16 protein-coding genes are annotated in these 18,312 nt (G+C 74.9%); 11 read left to right on the top strand and 5 right to left on the bottom strand.

Annotated features, from left to right (window positions below; genetic code table 11):
- Positions 1–26 precede the first annotated feature (26 nt).
- Together IAG43_RS18460 and rarD are read left to right on the top strand one after the other, a co-directional pair.
- Positions 27–887, top strand: coding sequence for an NAD(P)H-binding protein (locus tag IAG43_RS18460; RefSeq protein ID WP_187741831.1), 861 nt, complete (start codon positions 27–29; stop codon positions 885–887).
- Between the two features lie 102 nt (positions 888–989).
- Entirely contained in the window at positions 990–2,036 is a 1,047-nt protein-coding gene (gene rarD, locus IAG43_RS18455) for an EamA family transporter RarD (protein WP_187741830.1), read from the top strand.
- 375 nt (positions 2,037–2,411) lie between these two features.
- Here rarD and IAG43_RS18450 read toward each other — a convergent pair whose 3' ends face one another.
- Positions 2,412–3,029: a CGNR zinc finger domain-containing protein gene (locus IAG43_RS18450; protein ID WP_187741829.1), complete on the bottom strand. Its 618-nt coding sequence runs from the start codon at positions 3,027–3,029 to the stop codon at positions 2,412–2,414.
- 21 nt (positions 3,030–3,050) lie between these two features.
- Here IAG43_RS18450 and IAG43_RS18445 point away from each other — a divergent pair, with 21 nt between their 5' ends.
- Positions 3,051–3,500 (top strand): VOC family protein, encoded by a 450-nt coding sequence (locus tag IAG43_RS18445; protein WP_187741828.1) that lies wholly within the window; start codon positions 3,051–3,053, stop codon positions 3,498–3,500.
- A 276-nt stretch (positions 3,501–3,776) separates the two neighbouring features.
- Complete coding sequence (locus tag IAG43_RS18440) at positions 3,777–5,093, top strand: M28 family peptidase (RefSeq protein WP_187741827.1); 1,317 nt, start codon at positions 3,777–3,779, stop codon at positions 5,091–5,093.
- A gap of 290 nt (positions 5,094–5,383) precedes the next feature.
- Here IAG43_RS18440 and IAG43_RS18435 read toward each other — a convergent pair whose 3' ends face one another.
- Positions 5,384–6,592 carry a LolA family protein gene (locus IAG43_RS18435; protein ID WP_187741826.1) on the bottom strand — a complete coding sequence of 403 codons (1,209 nt, stop codon included), beginning with the start codon at positions 6,590–6,592 and terminating at the stop codon, positions 5,384–5,386.
- A gap of 203 nt (positions 6,593–6,795) precedes the next feature.
- Entirely contained in the window at positions 6,796–7,806 is a 1,011-nt protein-coding gene (locus IAG43_RS18430) for a polyprenyl synthetase family protein (RefSeq protein WP_187741825.1), read from the bottom strand.
- A gap of 363 nt (positions 7,807–8,169) precedes the next feature.
- On the opposite strand from IAG43_RS18430, the gene IAG43_RS18425 reads away from it, so the two are divergent.
- Both IAG43_RS18425 and fahA read left to right on the top strand, forming a co-directional pair.
- On the top strand, positions 8,170–10,530 hold the full coding sequence (locus IAG43_RS18425; protein ID WP_187741824.1) for a CocE/NonD family hydrolase: 2,361 nt from the start codon (positions 8,170–8,172) through the stop codon (positions 10,528–10,530).
- A gap of 87 nt (positions 10,531–10,617) precedes the next feature.
- Positions 10,618–11,844, top strand: coding sequence for a fumarylacetoacetase (gene fahA, locus IAG43_RS18420; protein ID WP_187741823.1), 1,227 nt, complete (start codon positions 10,618–10,620; stop codon positions 11,842–11,844).
- Positions 11,845–12,015: 171 nt separating this feature from the next.
- Here fahA and IAG43_RS18415 read toward each other — a convergent pair whose 3' ends face one another.
- Together IAG43_RS18415 and IAG43_RS18410 are read right to left on the bottom strand one after the other, a co-directional pair.
- Positions 12,016–12,894 carry a dioxygenase family protein gene (locus IAG43_RS18415; protein ID WP_187741822.1) on the bottom strand — a complete coding sequence of 293 codons (879 nt, stop codon included), beginning with the start codon at positions 12,892–12,894 and terminating at the stop codon, positions 12,016–12,018.
- Between the two features lie 39 nt (positions 12,895–12,933).
- Entirely contained in the window at positions 12,934–13,923 is a 990-nt protein-coding gene (locus IAG43_RS18410) for a helix-turn-helix transcriptional regulator (RefSeq protein WP_187741821.1), read from the bottom strand.
- Positions 13,924–14,163: 240 nt separating this feature from the next.
- Here IAG43_RS18410 and IAG43_RS18405 point away from each other — a divergent pair, with 240 nt between their 5' ends.
- The 5 genes from IAG43_RS18405 to IAG43_RS18385 all read left to right on the top strand — a co-directional run bounded on the left by IAG43_RS18405 (position 14,164) and on the right by IAG43_RS18385 (position 18,291).
- Positions 14,164–14,934: a GntR family transcriptional regulator gene (locus IAG43_RS18405; RefSeq protein WP_187741820.1), complete on the top strand. Its 771-nt coding sequence runs from the start codon at positions 14,164–14,166 to the stop codon at positions 14,932–14,934.
- Between the two features lie 65 nt (positions 14,935–14,999).
- A complete protein-coding gene (locus IAG43_RS18400; RefSeq protein ID WP_147987623.1) occupies positions 15,000–15,227 on the top strand; it encodes a 4Fe-4S dicluster domain-containing protein in 228 nt (75 codons plus the stop codon).
- Between the two features lie 15 nt (positions 15,228–15,242).
- Positions 15,243–16,610: an ABC transporter substrate-binding protein gene (locus IAG43_RS18395; RefSeq protein WP_187741819.1), complete on the top strand. Its 1,368-nt coding sequence runs from the start codon at positions 15,243–15,245 to the stop codon at positions 16,608–16,610.
- Positions 16,607–17,497, top strand: a complete 891-nt coding sequence (locus IAG43_RS18390; RefSeq protein ID WP_223005943.1) for an ABC transporter permease — start codon at positions 16,607–16,609, stop codon at positions 17,495–17,497. Before IAG43_RS18395 ends, IAG43_RS18390 begins: the two co-directional genes overlap by 4 nt.
- Positions 17,494–18,291 carry an ABC transporter ATP-binding protein gene (locus IAG43_RS18385; RefSeq protein ID WP_187741818.1) on the top strand — a complete coding sequence of 266 codons (798 nt, stop codon included), beginning with the start codon at positions 17,494–17,496 and terminating at the stop codon, positions 18,289–18,291. Before IAG43_RS18390 ends, IAG43_RS18385 begins: the two co-directional genes overlap by 4 nt.
- The last annotated feature ends 21 nt before the right edge of the window (positions 18,292–18,312 follow it).

The following is an 18,312-nucleotide window of genomic DNA, read 5'->3' as shown; positions in this document are numbered from 1 at the left end:
TCACCCCACCGAAACGGAGAACCACCATGGGCATCGTCGTCACCGGCGCCACCGGAGCACTCGGCCGACTCGTCGTGGACGAGCTGCTCGTCCGCGTCCCGGCCGCGGACGTCGCGGCCGTCGTCCGCGACAAGGAGAAGGCCGCCGGCCTGGCGGAGCTGGGCGTGGAGCTGCGGCTCGGCGACTACGACCGGCCCGAGACCCTGGAGGACGCCTTCCGCCCCGGGGACCGGGTGCTGTTCGTCTCGGGCAGCGAGGTCGGCCGCCGGGTCGCCCAGCACACCTCGGTCATCGCGGCGGCGAGGGCCGCCGACGTCGCCCAGCTCGCCTACACCGGGGTCCTCGGCGGCCCCGACGCGGACTTCGACCTGGCCGACGAGCACCGGGTCACCGAGCGGCTGATCCTCGACTCGGGCGTGCCCCACACCTTCCTGCGCAACGGCTGGTACACGGAGAACTACACCGCGAACCTCGGCCCGGTGCTGGAGCACGGCACCGTCGTGGGCAACGCGGGCGACGGCAGGATCGCCGCCGCCGCCCGCGCCGACTACGCGGCGGCCGCGGCCGCCGTGCTGACCGGCGAGGGGCACCTGGGCGCGGCGTACGAGCTGAGCGGCGACACCGCCTGGTCGCTCGCCGAGTACGCGGCCGAGCTCACCCGGCAGACCGGCCGCACCGTCACCTACACCGAGCTCACCCCCGAGGCGCACCTGTCCGTCCTGGTGGGCGCGGGCGTCCCGGAGCCCTTCGCGCGGATCCTGGTCGACGTGGACGACGCGATCGCGCGGGGCCGCCTGGCGGGGACCAGCGGCGACCTGGCGCGGCTCGCCGGACGCCCGTCCACCCCGCTCGCCGACTCGGTCGCCGCGGCGCTCGCCGCCCGGTGACCCGGCCTCCCGAAGGTCATGACCGTATGCCGATACGGACATGACATCCGCCCCTCGCGCGGCGTACCGTTGCCCGGAACTCGCGCGGGGACAGGAGGGCCGGTGAAGTCGGAGAACGAACAGCGGGCAGGACTGCTGTACGGGATCGGCGCCTACGGGATGTGGGGGCTGGTCCCGCTCTTCTGGCCGCTGCTCAAACCGTCCGGAGCCGGCGAGATCCTCGCCCACCGGATGGTGTGGTCGCTGGCCGTCGTCGCCGTCGCGCTGCTGGCGCTGAAGCAGTGGGGCTGGATCCGCGACCTGGTGCGCAGCCCCGCCAAGCTGGCGCTCGTCACCGTGGCCGCCGCCGTGATCACGGTCAACTGGGGCGTCTACATCTGGGCCGTCAACACCGGCCGGGTCGTGGAGGCCTCGCTCGGCTACTTCATCAACCCCCTGGTCACCATCGCGATGGGCGTGCTGCTGCTCGGCGAGCGGCTGCGCCCCGCGCAGTGGGCGGCGGTCGGCACGGGCTTCGCCGCTGTGCTCGTCCTCGCCGTGGGCTACGGGCAGCCGCCCTGGATCTCGCTGGTGCTGGCCTTCTCCTTCGCGACGTACGGGCTGGTGAAGAAGAAGGTCAACCTCGGCGGCCTGGAGTCCCTCGCCGCCGAGACGGCCATCCAGTTCCTGCCCGCGCTCGGCTTCCTGCTGTGGCTCGGCGCGGACGGCTCGGCGTCCTTCGGCTCCCACGGCACCGGGCACGCCGCACTGCTCGCCGCGACGGGCATCGTGACCGCGGTGCCCCTCATCTGCTTCGGCGCGGCGGCGATCCGGGTGCCGCTCTCCACTCTGGGGCTGCTCCAGTACCTGGCGCCCGTGTTCCAGTTCCTGCTCGGAGTCCTCTACTTCCGCGAGGCGATGCCCGCGGAGCGGTGGGCCGGTTTCGCGCTGGTCTGGCTGGCGCTCTCGTGCCTCACCTGGGACGCGCTGCGCAACGCCCGGCGCAATCGGGCCCAGGCCCTGCGCCTCGCCGTCGAGGCCGCGGCCTCCGGCGCCGCCCCGCTGCCGTCGGCGCCGCAGTCCGGCGTCGTCGCGGGCGGGCTGCCCGGCAAGGCGGCCCCGGCCGGGGAGGCGGCCCGCGCGGGCCGCGAGCCCGAACCGACCGCCTGAGGTCCGTGCCGCCGGAGGCGGCGGCACGAACCGGACCCATACGAACCGACCGCACGCGAAGCGACCGCACGAACCGCGAACGGCCGTCGGCCCCACGGATGTCCGTGGGGCCGACGGCCGTTCGCGGTGTGGCGTCGGGCGGACGCGGGCCGGGGGCCGCGCGGGCGGACGCGGGGGCGGCTGCACCCGCGCCGGGGTTGAACGGCTCCGGCGGTCCGTGGAGCACCGGCCGCCACGGAATCGGCGGACGCCGGGCTCCGGCCCCGGGCTCCGGCCCCGGGCTCCGCAGGGAGCGCGGGGGCGAAGACCACCCGCCGTCAGGGTGCGGTCCGCGCGTCGGGGCGGGGTCCCGGTGCGCCAGGGCGCTCCCGCGCGTCAGGGTGCGTCCCCGTCCGCCCGGCGGGCGCGGAGGGTGCGGACCTTGTGGCGGTTGCCGCAGCGTTCCATCGAGCACCAGCGGCGGCGGCCGGGACGGGAGACGTCGACGAAGAGGAGGGCGCAGTCGCGGGCCGCGCACTCCCGCACCCGGTCGGCGTGCGGTCCGGTGAGGAGGTCCACCGCGTCGCGCGCGACGGTCGACAGCAGGGCCGTGACCGGCGCTTCGCCGGGCGCCCAGGCCCGGGTGCCGTCGGCGGCGATCAGCGGGACGAGCGGGGGCGCGGCGGCCGCCGCGTTCACCGCGGCGAGACCGGCGGGTGCGGGCGCGGCGCCGTGCGCCCGGGCCGCCACCACACCCCACAGGGCGTCGCGCAGCGCGCGTGCCGCCGCCGCGCCGGTGTCGTCCGCCGCCAGCCGGAGCCCCGGGGGCAACCGGCTGGCGGCCACCCAGGCCATGAGCTCCCCGGGCCCGGTCAGCACCTCGAACCGCGCGTACGCGCCGGGTCCGCCGGTGGCCAGCAGCTCCAGGCAGAGCGCACCCGGGTCGAAGCGGAACGTCTGGCCGTCCGGGTGACGCAGCAGCAGTCCCGGCGGTTCCGTTGCCCTCGCAGTCATGTAACCAGTATAAGTGGTTACATGACCTTGCACTGGAAACTCGTGATCGACGCCGAAGACCCCCACGCCCAGGCGGACTTCTGGGCGGGCGCCCTCGGCTACCAGGTGGAGGACAACAGCCCCCTGATCGACCAGCTGCTCGGACAGGGGGCGGTGCCCGAGGAGCTGACGGTCACCTCGCACGGCCGGCGCGCCTGGCGCGATCTGATCGGCGTCCGGCATCCGGACGACCCCTTCGACGAGCTGAACGGCGCCGGCCTCGGCCGCCGGATCCTCTTCCAGCGCGTACCGGAGAAGAAGGCCGGGAAGAACCGGCTCCACGTCGACGTGCACGCCGCGCCCGGTGAACGCGACGCCGAGACGGCCAGGATCGTCGCACTGGGGGCGACGGTCGTGCGCCAGGTCCGCGAGCAGGGCGGCGAATGGACCGTACTGACGGACCCGGAGGGCAACGAGTTCTGCGTCCAGTGACCGGCCCGAGCCGTCCGCAATGTGAACAGAGGTGACCGATTTCCGCCCTTGACGGTACGTCGAGGGCGGGCCGACCATTCAGCACGCACGACGCACCACCGCACCACCGCACGACCGTACGGCCGTACGACCGTACGGCCGTACGACCAGAGGTCGTCGTCGCGATGCTCCACGTTCACGCTCCACGTTCATGCTCCAGCGCCCCGTGCCACCGCCGGCCCGGGGCGTCGTCACGCACGTTCCGTCCTCACCTCATACGGAATCCGGAGCCCCCACATGAACCTCTCCGTTCCAGGACGCACGCTCACCGCCGCCGTGTTCGCCCTCGCCGGACTGCTCGCCGCGGGTGCGCCCGCGGCGACCGCGGCACCGGGCGCGCAGGCCGCGGCACTGGCGGCGCCCGACATACCGCTCGCCAGCGTCAAGGCGCACCTGACCCAGTTCCAGTCCATCGCCACCGCCAACGGCGGCAACCGGGCGCACGGCAGACCCGGCTACAAGGCGTCGATCGACTACGTGAAGGCAAAGCTCGACGCCGCCGGCTTCACCACCACCGTCCAGCAGTTCACCTCCAGCGGCGCCACGGGCTACAACCTGATAGCCGACTGGCCCGGCGGCGACACCGGGCAGACCCTGATGGCCGGCGCGCACCTCGACTCCGTCAGCTCGGGTGCCGGCATCAACGACAACGCCTCCGGCTCCGCCGCCGTGCTGGAGACCGCGCTCGCCGTCTCCCGCGCGCAGCTCCAGCCCTCGAAGCACCTGCGCTTCGCCTGGTGGGGAGCGGAGGAGCTGGGCCTGGTCGGCTCGAAGTACTACGTCAACAACCTGCCGTCCGCCGAGCGTTCGAAGGTCGCCGGATACCTGAACTTCGACATGATCGGCTCGCCGAACCCGGGGTACTTCGTCTACGACGACGACCCGGTGATCGAGCAGACCTTCAAGGACTACTTCGCGGGCATCGGCGTCCCCACGGAGATCGAGACGGAGGGCGACGGCCGCTCCGACCACGCGTCGTTCAAGAACGTCGGCATACCGGTGGGCGGCCTGTTCACCGGGGCCAGCAGGACCAAGACCGCCGCCCAGGCCCAGAAGTGGGGCGGCACCTCGGGGCAGGCGTTCGACCGCTGCTACCACTCGTCCTGCGACACGACGTCGAACATCAGCGACACCGCGCTGGACCGCAACAGCGACGCGGTCGCCCACGCGATCTGGTCCCTGTCGTCCGGCACCACGGTCCCGCCGGGCGACTTCTACGAGAACGCGGCCGACGTCGCCGTCCCGGACGCCGGAGCCGCCGTCACCTCGACGGTGACCGTCTCCGGACGCACCGGCAACGCCCCGGCGACGCTGAAGGCGGCCGTCGACATCAAGCACACCTTCCGGGGCGACCTGGTGATCGACCTGGTGGCGCCGGACGGCACCGCCTACCGGCTCAAGAACTCCAGCAGCAGCGACTCCGCGGACAACGTGATCGCCACGTACACCGTCAACGCCTCGGCCGAGGCGGCGAACGGCGACTGGAAGCTGCGGGTGCAGGACGTGGCCCGGTACGACACGGGCTACATCGACAGCTGGCGGCTCACCTTCTGAGCCCGCCGCACGGCCGCCGGAGTCCCGCCCCGCCGTCGCGCGGCGGGACTCCGGTGCGTCGGCGACGGACGCCCCGGACGCGCGAGGCCGTACGCCGCCCCCGCCCCGGTTCGCCGAACCTCCGGTCACCCGACTGCCCGGCCCTCGGGGCCGCCGGGAACGCGGAGCGCCCCGCCGTACGCGGCGCGAGCGGCGTACGGCGGGGCGCGGTGCCGGTGGTACGGAGCGCGGCACCGGTGCGAAGGGGCGCGGTACGGGTGCGGCGGAGCACGGTACGGGTGCGGCGGGGCCTACTTCGCCTCGTCGGCCGCCTTCACCAGGGCGTCCTTGGTGACCGCGCCCACGTAGACGGTGCCGTCCTCGGTCACCAGGGCGTTGACCAGCCGCGTCGAGAAGACGGTGCCCTTGCCGAACGCGCCGGTGACCTTGTCGCCGAAGGAGTCCAGGAACTGCCCGGCCGCCGGCGGCAGGTCGTCCGTCTCCGGCACCCCGGCGCCCGGACCGCCGGCCCCCTTGACCGTGGCGATCGAGGTCCAGCCCTCACCGATGACGTCGAAGCCGGAGAAGCCCTCCGGGGCGCCCTCCGCCTCGCGGCGGGCCTCCTTCTCCACCTCGTCCGCCTCGGTCACCTTCGCGCCCTTCGGCGGGGTGAAGTCGAAGGTGGACGCGGCGGGGCGGGCGAAGTCGACCTTGGTGAAGCCGGCGTCGACCACGGCCTTGCCGCCGCTGCTCGGGGTGAGGGTGAACTTCAGCGGCGTGCCGGTCTCGGCGTCGACCGCGATGGTGACGGCCTTGACCGTCGAGCCCTTCTGCGCCGGCTCGACGACGAGCCGGTACGCGTCCCGGCCGGCCACCTGTGCCGTGCCGCCGACCCGGAACGACGTGGTGCCGTCCGACGCCTTCAGCACCTCGTCGGCGAACTCCTTCGGTGTGGTGGGGAGTTCCGAGGGCAGCGCGCCCTTCTCCTTCCCGGGTGCGTCCTGCCGCCCGGCGTCCTTGCTGTGGAAGACCTCGTCGGAGGCGCTGTCGTAGGCCCAGACCTCGTCGCCGTCACGGATCAGGCTGTACTCGGCCGAGCCGTCCAGCAGGGAGACCTTCTGGCGCTCCGGGCCGTCGGCGGCGATCCGCAGGGTGTGGGTGCCGGAGGCCAGTTCGGTGAGCTTGGACGCGGGGTCCGCGGACGACTCCTCCCCGTCGCCGCCCGATCCGGTCAGGGAGCCCGCCAGTCCGTCGAGGGACGGCAGTCCGAGGTCGGTGGTGATCCGCACCGTGCCGGAGAGCTGCTGGGTGTCCGACGCGGCGATCTTCTCGATGAGTTCGCGCGCGGTGGTCTTCGGCAGATCCGGGTCGCCGGAGCCTGCGAACGCCGGGACCAGCCCGATGGTGCCCGCCGCGACACCGGCGACCGCCAGCGGAACCAGGTAGCGGACGGCCTTGCGGCGTCCGCCTCCGAGGTCCCCTGCCTCGTCGGTGGAGTGTGCGCTGTCGTTCGGTGCCATGGTGTGCCCTACCTCCGTGGTTGGTCAGGGGTGGTGCTCTCCATCCATATGACCAAAACGCACGCCCGCAGGCGTCAGTCCCCGGGCGCAAACCCGTGTACCCCTCTGGGATGACACCGAACCGCCCCGACTGCCCCGACCCGTAAGGGGCGTCGCCGGACAGGGCCCGGGGACTCCCGCCCGGATCTTGGCGGCGGAGGGCCCTATCCGGCGCGGTGGACGACCGCGTCGCAGAGCTCCTGCAGGGCCGCCTTCGCGTAGCACTCCGGGAGCGGTGCGAGCAGCGCCCGGGCCTCCTCCGCGTACCGCACGGTGTCCCGGCGGGCCTGCTCCAGCGCCGGGTGGGCACGCAGCCGGCGCAGCGCCTCGGCGTGCCGGGCGTCGTCGGTGAGATCGCCGTCGAGGAGGGCGGCGAGCTCCCGGTCCCCGGGACGGCCGTGGGCCTCGGCGGCCGCGCGCAGCAGCAGGACGGGGAGGGTGGCGATGCCCTCGCGCAGATCGGTTCCGGGGGTCTTGCCGGACTCGTGGGAGTCGGAGGCGATGTCGAGGACGTCGTCGGCGAGCTGGAAGGCGACGCCGAGGCGCTCCCCGTACTGGGTGAGGACGTCGACGACGCGCTCCTCGGCGCCCGCCATCATCGCGCCGAACCGGCAGGACACCGCGACCAGCGACCCGGTCTTGCCGGCCAGCACGTCGAGGTAGTGGTCGACCGGGTCGCGGCCGTCGCGCGGGCCCGCGGTCTCCAGGATCTGGCCCGTGACGAGGCGCTCGAACGCCTCCGCCTGGATGCGGACCGCCTCGGGCCCCAGGTCCGCCAGGATGTGCGAGGCGCGGGCGAAGAGGAAGTCGCCGGTGAGCACGGCCACCGAGTTGTCCCAGCGGCTGTTCGCGCTGGCGACCCCGCGGCGGACGTCCGCCTCGTCCATCACGTCGTCGTGGTACAGCGTCGCGAGGTGGGTGAGCTCGACGACCACCGCCGAGGGCACGACACCCGGCGCGTAGGGGTCGCCGAACTGCGCGGCGAGCATCACCAGCAGCGGGCGGAACCGCTTGCCGCCCGCGTGGACGAGGTGCTGCGCGGCCTCCGTGATGAACGGAACCTCGCTCTTGGTGGCATCGAGCAGGCCCGCCTCGACAGCCGACAGCCCGGTCTGGACATCGGCCTCAAGAGCCTGGTCCCGCACGCTCAGCCCGAACGGCCCGACGACGGTCACGAGGGGGTCTCCTGTCTGCTGACGATCACACGGATCGTCGATGTGTCGCTGGATTCACTCAAGTCAGCGTATCCGGTCGCGTTTCGATCACCATGAGCGCCTTCCCGCCGCCCCCGGTATGTTCGTGATCGGCGGCAATCCCCTGGTACAGGGCTTTTGCCCGCCGCTCCCCGCCTCCCATGATCCCTGCTCCCCGATCCCTGCTCCGCACGGCCGCGTGTCCCCCGTGCCGGCCCTCGTCCCGTCCGCTTCACCCGCCCGCCCGGCGCAGGGGCGCCCGACCGTCCCGTCCGCCCTCCCCGCGGACCTCCGGCCGCCCCGGCGGCGGCCGGGAGACGCGGGGCCGTCCCGCAGGGGCCCGCCATGCGCATCCGTACCGACTTCCCCCACGAGACGGTCCGCGAGGACCTCCGCATCCCCCTCCCGGACGGCGTCGCGCTGCACGCCCGCCTCTGGCGGCCGGTGACCGCCGCCCCCGTGCCCGCGCTGCTGGAGTACGCCCCGGACCGGCTGACCGACGCCTCCGAGGTCCGGGACGGCGAGCGTCACCCCTGGTACGCGGGCAACGGCTTCGCCTCCGTCCGGGTCGACGTCCGCGGCCACGGCAACAGCGACGGGGTGCCGGGCGACGAGTGCGGCGCGGTCGAGCTCGCCGACGGGGTGGCCGTCGTGGAGTGGCTGGCGCGGCAGCCGTGGTGCAGCGGGCGGGTCGGCATGTTCGGCGTCGGGCCCGGCGGCCGTGCGGCGCTGCAGATCGCCGCGCTGGCGCCCGCGCCGCTGCGGGCGGTGGTGGCCGTGTGCGCGAGCGACGACCCGTACGACAACGGCGGCCCCCTGCTCGGCGGAGCCGTGACCGGCCTCGGCCTGCACGGCGGCGGGGCGGTCCGCCTCGCGCACGCGGCACGGCCGCCGGACCCGCGGTACACGGGCGGGCGGTGGCGCCGGATGTGGCTGAGCCGCCTGGCGGCGGTCGAGCCGGCGACGCACACCTGGCTGACCCACCGGCGGAGGGACGCGTACTGGCAGAGCGCCGGTGTCGGCGACGACACCGCGGCCGTGCGCGCCGCCGTGCTCGCGGTCGGCGGACTGCACGACCCCGGCCGGGACAGCGTGCCGCGCCTGGTCGAGCGGCTGCCCGAGGGCCGGGTGAGCGGCCTGGTGGGCCCTTGGCCGCACGGGTACCCGGACCGCACCGCCACCGGGCCGGACGACGGGATCGGCTTCCTCCAGGAGACGCTGCGCTGGTGGGAGCGGTGGCTCACGGGCGGGGGCGGGGCGGACGCCGCGGACGCGGGAGCGGACGCTGCCGCCGCTGTCGCCGGCCGAACGGGACGCGGCGCGGACGCCCCGGACACGGACGGCGGTACGGGCACGGGCCGCTCGGCCACGGACGGCGGTGCGGACGCCGCACCCGGAGACGGCACAGGCCGCACGGGCGCTGACGGAACTGGCGGCACTGGCGGCGCTGACGGCACTGACGGCACCGCCCCTGCCGGCTTCCGGACGGGCAGCGGCGCGAGCGGCGGCACGGCCACGGACAGCCGGGCGGACATCGGCCCCGGAGACGGCACCGGCACCGGCACGAGCGGTGCCGGCGCGGCCTGGCCGGGCCTGCGGTACCGGCCGGGGGGCGGCGGCGCGGAGCGGCCCGGCTGGGCGGCCACGGCGTGGCCGTCGCCACGGGTCACCGAGGTGCCGTACGGGCTTGGCGGCGACCCCGTCCTGGTGGCGTCGCCGCCGCACACGGGCGTGGACGCGGGCGCGTTCCGGCCGTCCGGGCAGGCCGGGGAGCTGCCGCCCGACCAGCGCGAGGAGGACGCGCGCTCGGTGTGCTTCGAGTTCCCGGTGGGCGACGCACCGCTCACCGTCCTCGGCCGCCCCCGACTCACCCTGCGTCTGCGCGCCCCGGGGGTGTACGGCCAGGTCGCGGCCCGGCTCTGCGACGTCGCCCCGGACGGCGCCTCCCGTCTCGTGACCCGGGGCGCGGTGCGCGACGCCGGGCCGGACGGGGACGCCCCGGCCGGCGCCGTCGTCGGCGCCGCGGGCTCGGACGGCGGCATCGCGGGCGACGCCGGCAGGACCGTGGAGGTCACGCTGTCGCTGGCCGCGCACGTCTTCGCGCCGGGACACCGCATCCGGCTCGCCGTCTCCTCCGCGTACTGGCCGTGGCTCTGGCCGGAGCCGGGTGCCGCCGGTTTCACCGTGGAACCGGCCGGGTCCCTGCTCGCCCTGCCCGTGCTCGGACCGGACGACGGCGCCGCCGGCCCGCCCCCCGGTCTTGAGCCGGACCGCGGGCCGGACCACGAGCCCGAGCAGGAGCCCGAGCACGCGGCGCCGCCCGCCGTCGCCGTGCCGCAGACCCTCGACGCGGAGCCGCCTCCCCTGCTGGTCACCCGCGACGTCGCCGAGGGGCTGTGGACCCTGGAGTCCGCACCCCGCCCGCACGGCACCCGGGTCCACGCCGACGGTCTCGAGTACACGGAGGAGGCGCGCGAGACGTACACGATCCGGGAGGCCGATCCCCTCTCCGCCCGTGCGCACACCGTGCGCACGATCCGGCTGCACCGCCCGGACGCGGGCTGGGACGTCCGGGTCCGGGCGGTCTCCTCCACCGTGCGCGACGCGGACGGCTTCCTGACCACGGACGAACTGATCTGCCACGACGGGGAGGAGGTGGTCTTCCACCGCACCTGGCAGGAACGCTTCCCCTCCCCCGCCTCCTGACCGGGACGGCGGCCGGGGACGCTCCCGTGCGGCCCCGCCGTCCACGTAACGTGTCGTCCACACCCGTGGAAAGCGAGGCAGGCACCGATGTCCGAGCAGAGCCCGCTCGATCTGGCCGAGGGCGATCCCTTCGGCCCGCACAACCTCCCGTACGGCGTCTTCACCACAGCGGACGAGCCGGAGCGCCGCAGGCTGGGCGTGCGGATCGGCAACCATGTGCTCGACGCCGGGGCGGCGGCCCTCGCGCTCGGCTCCCCGTACGCGGATCTCCTCGCCCAGCCGGACCTCGGCCCGCTGCTCGCCGCCGGTCGCACCGCCTGGCGCGACGTGCGACGCGCGCTCACCGCGTGGGTCACGGTCCCGGCCCACCGGCCGGACATAGAGCCCCTGCTGCACCCGGTCGGCTCGGTGACGATGCATCTGCCCTACGAGGTGGCGGACTACGTCGACTTCTACGCGAGCGAGAACCACGCCACCAACGTGGGCCGGATCTTCCGGCCCGACGGGGACGCGCTGACGCCCAACTGGAAGCACCTGCCGATCGGTTACCACGGCAGGGCGGGCACGATCGTGGTCTCCGGGACCGACGTCGCCCGGCCGTCCGGCCAGCGGAAGGCCCCGGCCGACGCGGCGCCCGTCTTCGGGCCCTCCGTCAAGCTGGACATCGAGGCCGAGGTCGGCTTCCTCGTCGGCACCCCGTCGCAGCTCGGCACCCCGGTGCCGCTCGACTCCTTCCGCGACCACGTGTTCGGGCTCTTCCTCCTCAACGACTGGTCGGCACGCGATGTCCAGGCCTGGGAGTACGTGCCGCTCGGCCCGTTCCTCGGCAAGTCCTTCGCGACGTCCGTCTCCGCCTGGGTGACCCCGCTGGAAGCGCTCGACGCGGCGCGCACCGCGCCGCCCGCACGCGACGTCCCGCTGCTGCCGTACCTCGACGACGCCGCGGAGGAGGAGCCCGGCGGCTTCGACCTGCGGATCTCGGTGGCGATCAACGGCACGGTGGTGGCGGAACCCCCGTTCGCCTCCATGTACTGGACCGCGGCGCAGCAGCTCGCCCACATGACGGTGAACGGCGCCTCGCTGCGCACCGGCGACGTGTACGGCTCGGGCACGGTCAGCGGCCCCGAGGTGCACCAGCGCGGCTCGCTGCTGGAGCTGACCTGGAACGGGCGCGACCCGATCGACCTCCCCGGCGGGAAGCGCACCTTCCTGGAGGACGGCGACGAGGTCACCCTCACGGCGTGGGCCCCCGGCCCGGACGGCGTGCGCGTCGGGCTGGGCGAGGTCACCGGGCGGATCGTTCCGGCACCCTGACCCGCGGCGGATTCCCGCCGCCGCGGCGGCGGTCACGGCCGGGCCCCGGCACCCCCGGCTCAGGGGTGCCGGGGCCCGGCGTCGTACCGCGGTGGTCGGTCGGTGGAGCGGTGGTGCCGTGCGGCGGTGCGGTGGTGCGGTGCGGCCTGCGGCCGGCCGGGGGCCCGCCGGTCAGACGGCCCGCCACAGGGCCGGGACCCTCGGGGGCTCCCAGCCCGGCTGGGCCAGGTGGTTCTGGAGGCAGACGTACGCGGCACCGCCGTAGGTGACCCGGGTCCCGGCCGTGTACGAGGTGCCGGCCGCCCAGCTCCCGCCGGGCGGTGGGCTGGTCGGTCCCCCGGTCGGGGAAGGGCCCGGGTCCTGGGGGACGTTCAGCACGAAGTCGAAGGCCGCCTCCCGCGCGCCGCCGGCGTCCCGCACCGTCATCAGCAGCCGCGGGTCGAAGAGCGAGTCCGTGGAGTTGCGTGGCTCGTTCGGGAAGTAGAGCTGGGTGGTGAGCACCGGGCGGCCGGGCGCCTGGGCCTTGACGTGGATGTGCCGGGTGCGGCCCGGGTAGAGGCCGGGCACGATCGTGGTCAGCGTGAAGGAGCCGTCGGCGCCGGTGTACTGGTGGCCGCGGAAGCGGAACCCGCTGTTGTCGTACGCGCCGTTGACGTCCGCCTGCCAGAAGTCCAGCAGTGTGTTCGGGATCGGACGGCACGCCAGGCCGAAGACGTATCCGGTGACGGTGAGGCGCGTGCCGGGGGTGCCCGGCTCCAGCAGCGAGGTGCGGCGCGGCGAGTTGGGCTTGAAGTAGGGGCCCTCCATCTGCGGCGGGGTCGGGTCGTCGCCGTCGTCGCACTCGGGGGTGAGCTGCGGGGAGGCGCCGCTCGCGCCCGCGGTACGGGCCAGTGCCGGGACGCCCATCAGCACGGCCGGCGCCGCGACGGACGCGGCCAGCGCCGCGCGCAGCACGGTCTTGCGACTGGGATGCCGGGCGGGCGCGCCGCGCTCCGCCGGGGGTGACGCCTCGCCCGGGGTCAGGGCGCCCGGGGTGGTCTCGCCGTCCATGTCTGCTCCTTGTGGGGGCTTCGGGGAACGGCTTCGAACCTAGGCACCGGGCTCGGGGCGGGCGATGGACTGGATCCGGTGTTCATGGTGAATTTCCCCGGCGGCGGCCGCGCCCCGCCGGAAGTCCCCGGGGCTGGTCCCGGTCTCCCGGCGGAAGAAGCGGCAGAAGTAGGCGGGGTCCGCGAAGCCGACCCGTCCGGCGACCTGACGGACCGACAGGCCGGTCCGGGCGAGCAGGCGCTGTGCCTCGTGGGTGCGGGCGGCCCGCACCAGTTCCCCCGGCGTACGGCCGGTGGCCGTCTTCACCGCCTCGGCCAGGTAGCCGGGCGTGACGCCGATCCGCGCCGCGCAGACGCCCACCGACCAGAGCGCCGGGTCGCTGCCGCCGATCAGCCGGACGAACTCCGCCGCCACCGCACCGGGCCGGCCCTGCCCGCCGTCCCCGGCGCGGGCGGACCGGGCCCCGGGGGTCCGGGCCGGGTCCTCCTGCATGCGCGAGGCCCGCACCACGAGGACGTGGAGCAGCGCGCGCAGTACGGAGTCGAAGCCCCGGGCCCCGCGCCGGTACTCGTCCCCGAGCTCGGCGACGAGCCGGGCGACCGCGGAGTGCCGGGCCTCGTCCAGAGCCAGCCACGGCCGGGCGCCCAGCCCGCGCAGCAGCTCCCGGTCGCCGGGGTGGTCGCGCAGGAATCCGTCGGTGAACAGCACGACCGTGCCGTCCAGTCCGCGCGCGTCCTCCCAGTGGTGGACCTGTCCCGGGGCGATCACGCACAGATGGGGCGGATCGAGCTCCCAGCGGGCCAGGTCCACCACGTGGGCGCCGGTCCCGCCGGTGACGTGGACGATCTCCCAGAAGGTGTGCCGGTGCGGGAAGTCGGCCCGGGACATCGGGCCGATGGTGTCGAAGGTGCCGATCGCGAAGGGCATCGCGTTCGGCATCGGCACCTCCAGCCGGTGCATGGGCAGGGCGCCGTCGTCCGGCGTCCGGGGCGGGGTGGTGGCCCCCGGTGTCACGGTGGTGCCGCGCATCGTCTCGCTCCCTCACCGACGGACCGATTGGTCCAGACCTGCGGACCGGGCCACCCTGCCACGCACCGCCCCGGCAGGGAACAGGGCCGGGGCACGCGCCCGGGCGTCCGGTGGCCGACAAGTGGCAGATCTTCCCCGGCGCTGCACGAAGCCGCAGGTCAGGGCGGCGCCGACAAGGCCTCAGGTGGCGCAATGTTGTGGCAACACCATGGCGTGCGCCGCCTCGGTAGGGTCCGTCGCATGCCAGCCGAACGCATCCGTGAGCACGCAGTGCCCGTCGCCGCCGCCCGCCGGCGACGGCTGCGCGCGGACCAGGCACGGCAGCTCGCCGATCTGCTGCGGCACCAGATCCGCACCGCGGGCTTCCCCGGCGGCGTCCTCCCCCTGGAGGGCGCCATCGGGGCCGACTACCGGGTCTCGCGCAACACCGTCCGCCAGGCGCTGGACCTGCTGCGCGCGGAGGGGCTGATCGAACGGCAGCCCGGAGTCGGCACGGTGGTGGTGGCCGAGAAGTACCCCCACGGCCTCGACCGCCTCCAGGGCCTCGCGGAAACCCTCCGCGAACACGGCACCGTCACCAACGAGGTGCGCACCGTGTGCCCGGTCACCGCACCCGGTCCGGTGGCGCGGCGGCTCGGCGTCCCCGAGCACTCCGACGTGCTCTACATCGAACGGCTGCGCCGCCTCGGCGGGCTGCCCCTCTCCCTGGACCTCACCTACGTCCCGATGGACATCGGGGCGCGACTGCTCGACTGCGACCTGGAGCACAACGACGTGTTCCGGCTGCTGGAACGCCTCACCGGGCAGCCGCTCGGAACGGCGGACATCACCCTGGAGGCCGTCAACGCCGACGCGCACTCCGCCGCCGTCCTCCAGGCACCGCGCGGAGCGGCCGTGCTGATGCTGGAACGGCTCACCCATCTGCGCGACGGACGCCCCGTGGACCTGGAGTTCATCCGCTTCCGCGGCGACCGCATCGCCATGAGCGGACTGCTCCACCGCGCCTGCTGAGCCGGCCCGGCCGCGGCCGCTCCCCGGACTCCCCCGACACCCTCCCGCCACTCCTGGAGACCGCCATGCCTCTGGCGCCCCAGCGGGCCGACGTGCCCGTGACCATCGACGAGTCGAAGTGCATCACCGGCTGCACCCTGTGCGTCGACATGTGCCCGCTCGACTCCCTCGCCATCCGCGAGGACGACGGCAAGGCCTACATGCACGTGGACGAGTGCTGGTACTGCGGCCCGTGCGCCGCCCGGTGCCCCACCGGCGCGGTCACGGTCAACATGCCCTACCTGCTCCGCTGAGAGAGGCCCGCCCCCATGACACGCACGGCACCCCGCGCGCTGCTCGCACTCGCGCTCCTGGTCCCGGCCGCCGCCGGCTGCGGCGGCGGAGCGGAGGTCGGAGGCCCGGACACCGTCACGGTGACCGTCGGCTACCAGTCGAAGACCATCAACACCGTCACCGTCGGCACCCTGCTGCGCTCCCTCGGCTACTTCGAGGAGGAGCTGGAGGAGCGCGGCGCACGCGACGGCGTCACCTACGAGGTCCGCTGGCAGGACTACGCCACCGGCGCCCCGATCACCGCGCAGATGACCGCGGGCAAGATCGACATCGGCTCGATGGGCGACTTCCCCCTGCTGCTCAACGCGGCGCGCGGCAAGCAGCTCGACCGGCCCACCCGGCTCGTCTCCGTCACCGGCTACAACCTCCGCGGCGGGCTCAACACCATCGTCACCGCGCCCGGTTCCGGCCTCACGTCCCTGCGCGACCTCAAGGGGACGAAGGTGTCCACCAGCGTCGGATCGGCCGCCGACGGCACCTTGGTGCGGGCCCTCCAGCGGGAGGGCCTCGACCCGGACAAGGACATCCGCAAGCTCAACCAGCAGCCCGCGGTGGGCGCTTCGGCGCTCCAGTCCGGCAGCGCCGACGCGCTCTCCCAGTTCGTGGCCTGGCCGGGGCTCCTCGCCCACCAGGGGCGGGCGACGGCGCTCTACGACGGCGCGGCCCTCGGCCTGCCGACCTTCCACGGCGTCACCGCGCGGGAGGACTTCGCCGAGGAGCACACCGCCGTGCTGGAGGACTTCCTGCGCGCCCAGATCCGCGCGACAAAGTACCTGCGCGAGAAGCCGGTCGCCGCGGCCGAGTCCGTCGCACGGGCCACGGGCCTGCCGGCCGAGGTCGTCTACCTCTACAACGGCGCCAACGGCATCGCCACCTTCGGCACCGCCGTCCGGCCCGACCTCGTCGCCGCGCTGAAGCAGGACGTCCCCGTGCTGGCGTCGGCCGGGCTCGTCGGGGACCTGGACGCCGAGTCGTTCGTGGACGCCTTCGTCGACGACCGGTACCTGCGACGCGCGCACGGCGCCGGATACGACGCGGCGCTCACGGCGAAGGCCCCGGCCGCCCGCGGCGAGCTGTGGCGCAAGGACGGCACCACCCGGTCCTACGACTCCCCCGAGGCCCTGCTCTCCGCGGTGGCGGCGGACCGCGGGGCGGTGCGGGCCGCGTACGTCCCCGATGCCACGACCGGCACACCGTGGTTCGCCGACAAGGCCGTCTGGGTCGCCGACGGCGACGCACTGCTGCCGTTCCTCGCCCCGTCCGCCGCCGCCGACTGGATCGCCGCGCACCCGGGAGCGCGCACCCTGCCGTACGCGCAGGCCCTGGAACGGGCCGCCTCGTGAACCGCACGGCCCGCCACGCGGTGCGCGCGCTGTCCCTGGCCGCCGCGCTCGGGCTCTGGCAGCTGCTGACCGCGCAGGACGTGAACCTGTGGCTGCGGTTCGAGCAGTTCCCCACCGTCACCGAGGTGGCGCGGGCCTTCGGAGAGCGCGTCGGCGGGGCCACCTACTGGCAGGACCTGACCGACAGCGTCACCCGGATCGTGACCGGTTTCCTGCTCGCGGCCGTCGCGGGCGTCGCCGTCGGCACGGCGGTCGCCCGCTCGCGGGTGGCCGAGGACGTGATCGGCCCGCTGCTGGAGGTGCTGCGGCCGATACCGGCGATCGCCCTGGTGCCGGTGGCGATCCTGCTCTTCCCGAGCAACGAGCAGGGCATCGTCTTCATCACGTTCACCGCGGCCTTCTTCCCCGTCACGGTCTCCACCCGCCACGCGGTGCGCGCGCTCGCGCCCGTCTGGGAGGAAGCGGTGCGGACCATGGGCGGCGGCCGCGGACGGGTGCTGTGGTCGGTGGTCCTGCCGGGCGCCCTGCCCGGCGTCCTCGGCGGGCTCTCGGTGGGCATCGGGGTGTCCTGGATCTGCGTGATCTCGGCCGAGATGATCTCCGGCGAGTACGGGGTGGGATACCGCACCTGGCAGGACTACACGGTCGTCGACTACCCCGGCGTCTTCGTCGGCATGGTCACCATCGGCGTCCTCGGCTGGCTCACCTCCACCGCCGTCGAGGTGGCGGGCCGACGGGTGACGCGGTGGCTGCCCCGCGGCACCGGCCGGACGACGGCCCGCGCGACGCGCCCCGGACGGGAGCCCGCGGACCGCCCCGCCACCGCCGCCACTGCCACTGCCACTGCCACCAACACCGCCACCGCCACCGGGGAGAGGCACCCATGAGCACCACGACCACCGGCGCCGGCAGCACCACCGGCCCCGCCGGCCGTGCCGGCACCGGCACCCGGCTCGGGCTGCGCGGGGCCGCGCTGGGCCGGCGCGGAGAGGGCGGGACCGTCCTGGAGGACGTCGGCCTGGACGTCCTCCCCGGCGAGATCCTCGCCGTCGTCGGCCCCTCCGGCTGCGGCAAGTCCACCCTGCTGCGCACCCTCGCCGGCCTGCTGCCCCCGCTCTCCGGCGAGGTCACCCAGGACGGCGACCGGGTGCGCGGTCCCGGCGCCGAACGGGCGCTGGTCTTCCAGGAGGACGCGCTCCTGCCCTGGCGGACCGTGCGCCGCAACGTCGAACTGCCGCTCGCCGTCAGGGGTGTGCCGCGCGCCGCGCGGCGGGAACGGGCCCGGGGCTGGCTGGGGCGCACAGGACTCACCGGCCACGAGGACAAGTACCCCCACCAGCTCTCGGGCGGCCAGCGGCAGCGCGTCCAGCTGGCCCGCGCCCTCGCGGGCGAGCCGCGCGCCGTCCTGATGGACGAGCCGTTCGGCGCGCTGGACGCCCGGACCCGGGCCGGGATGCAGCAGCTCCTCGTCGAGGTGCTGCGGGGCACCGGCGCCACCGTCGTCTTCGTCACCCACGACGTCGACGAGGCGCTCTTCCTCGGCGACCGGGTCGCCCTGCTCGGCGGCGGCACCCTGCTCGACGTCCTCGCCGTGCCCCGCCCCCGGGACCGGGACGCGCGGAACGACCCGCGGACCGGGGCACTGCGGCGCACGGTCCTCGCCTCCCTCGACACCGACTGACCGACTGACCGACCACCGAAG

This window comes from Streptomyces genisteinicus (genome assembly GCF_014489615.1).
GTDB lineage: Bacteria > Actinomycetota > Actinomycetes > Streptomycetales > Streptomycetaceae > Streptomyces > Streptomyces genisteinicus.
This window is presented reverse-complemented; position numbering and strand designations above follow the sequence as displayed.

Coding starts and splice junctions, on each gene's coding strand:
- IAG43_RS18460 (WP_187741831.1), top strand. CDS start 27: ATGGGCATCGTCGTCACCGGCGCCACCGGAGCACTCGGCCGACTCGTC.
- IAG43_RS18450 (WP_187741829.1), bottom strand. CDS start 3,029: ATGACTGCGAGGGCAACGGAACCGCCGGGACTGCTGCTGCGTCACCCG.
- IAG43_RS18445 (WP_187741828.1), top strand. CDS start 3,051: ATGACCTTGCACTGGAAACTCGTGATCGACGCCGAAGACCCCCACGCC.
- IAG43_RS18440 (WP_187741827.1), top strand. CDS start 3,777: ATGAACCTCTCCGTTCCAGGACGCACGCTCACCGCCGCCGTGTTCGCC.
- IAG43_RS18435 (WP_187741826.1), bottom strand. CDS start 6,592: ATGGCACCGAACGACAGCGCACACTCCACCGACGAGGCAGGGGACCTC.
- IAG43_RS18425 (WP_187741824.1), top strand. CDS start 8,170: ATGCGCATCCGTACCGACTTCCCCCACGAGACGGTCCGCGAGGACCTC.
- fahA (WP_187741823.1), top strand. CDS start 10,618: ATGTCCGAGCAGAGCCCGCTCGATCTGGCCGAGGGCGATCCCTTCGGC.
- IAG43_RS18415 (WP_187741822.1), bottom strand. CDS start 12,894: ATGGACGGCGAGACCACCCCGGGCGCCCTGACCCCGGGCGAGGCGTCA.
- IAG43_RS18410 (WP_187741821.1), bottom strand. CDS start 13,923: ATGCGCGGCACCACCGTGACACCGGGGGCCACCACCCCGCCCCGGACG.
- IAG43_RS18405 (WP_187741820.1), top strand. CDS start 14,164: ATGCCAGCCGAACGCATCCGTGAGCACGCAGTGCCCGTCGCCGCCGCC.
- IAG43_RS18400 (WP_147987623.1), top strand. CDS start 15,000: ATGCCTCTGGCGCCCCAGCGGGCCGACGTGCCCGTGACCATCGACGAG.
- IAG43_RS18395 (WP_187741819.1), top strand. CDS start 15,243: ATGACACGCACGGCACCCCGCGCGCTGCTCGCACTCGCGCTCCTGGTC.
- IAG43_RS18385 (WP_187741818.1), top strand. CDS start 17,494: ATGAGCACCACGACCACCGGCGCCGGCAGCACCACCGGCCCCGCCGGC.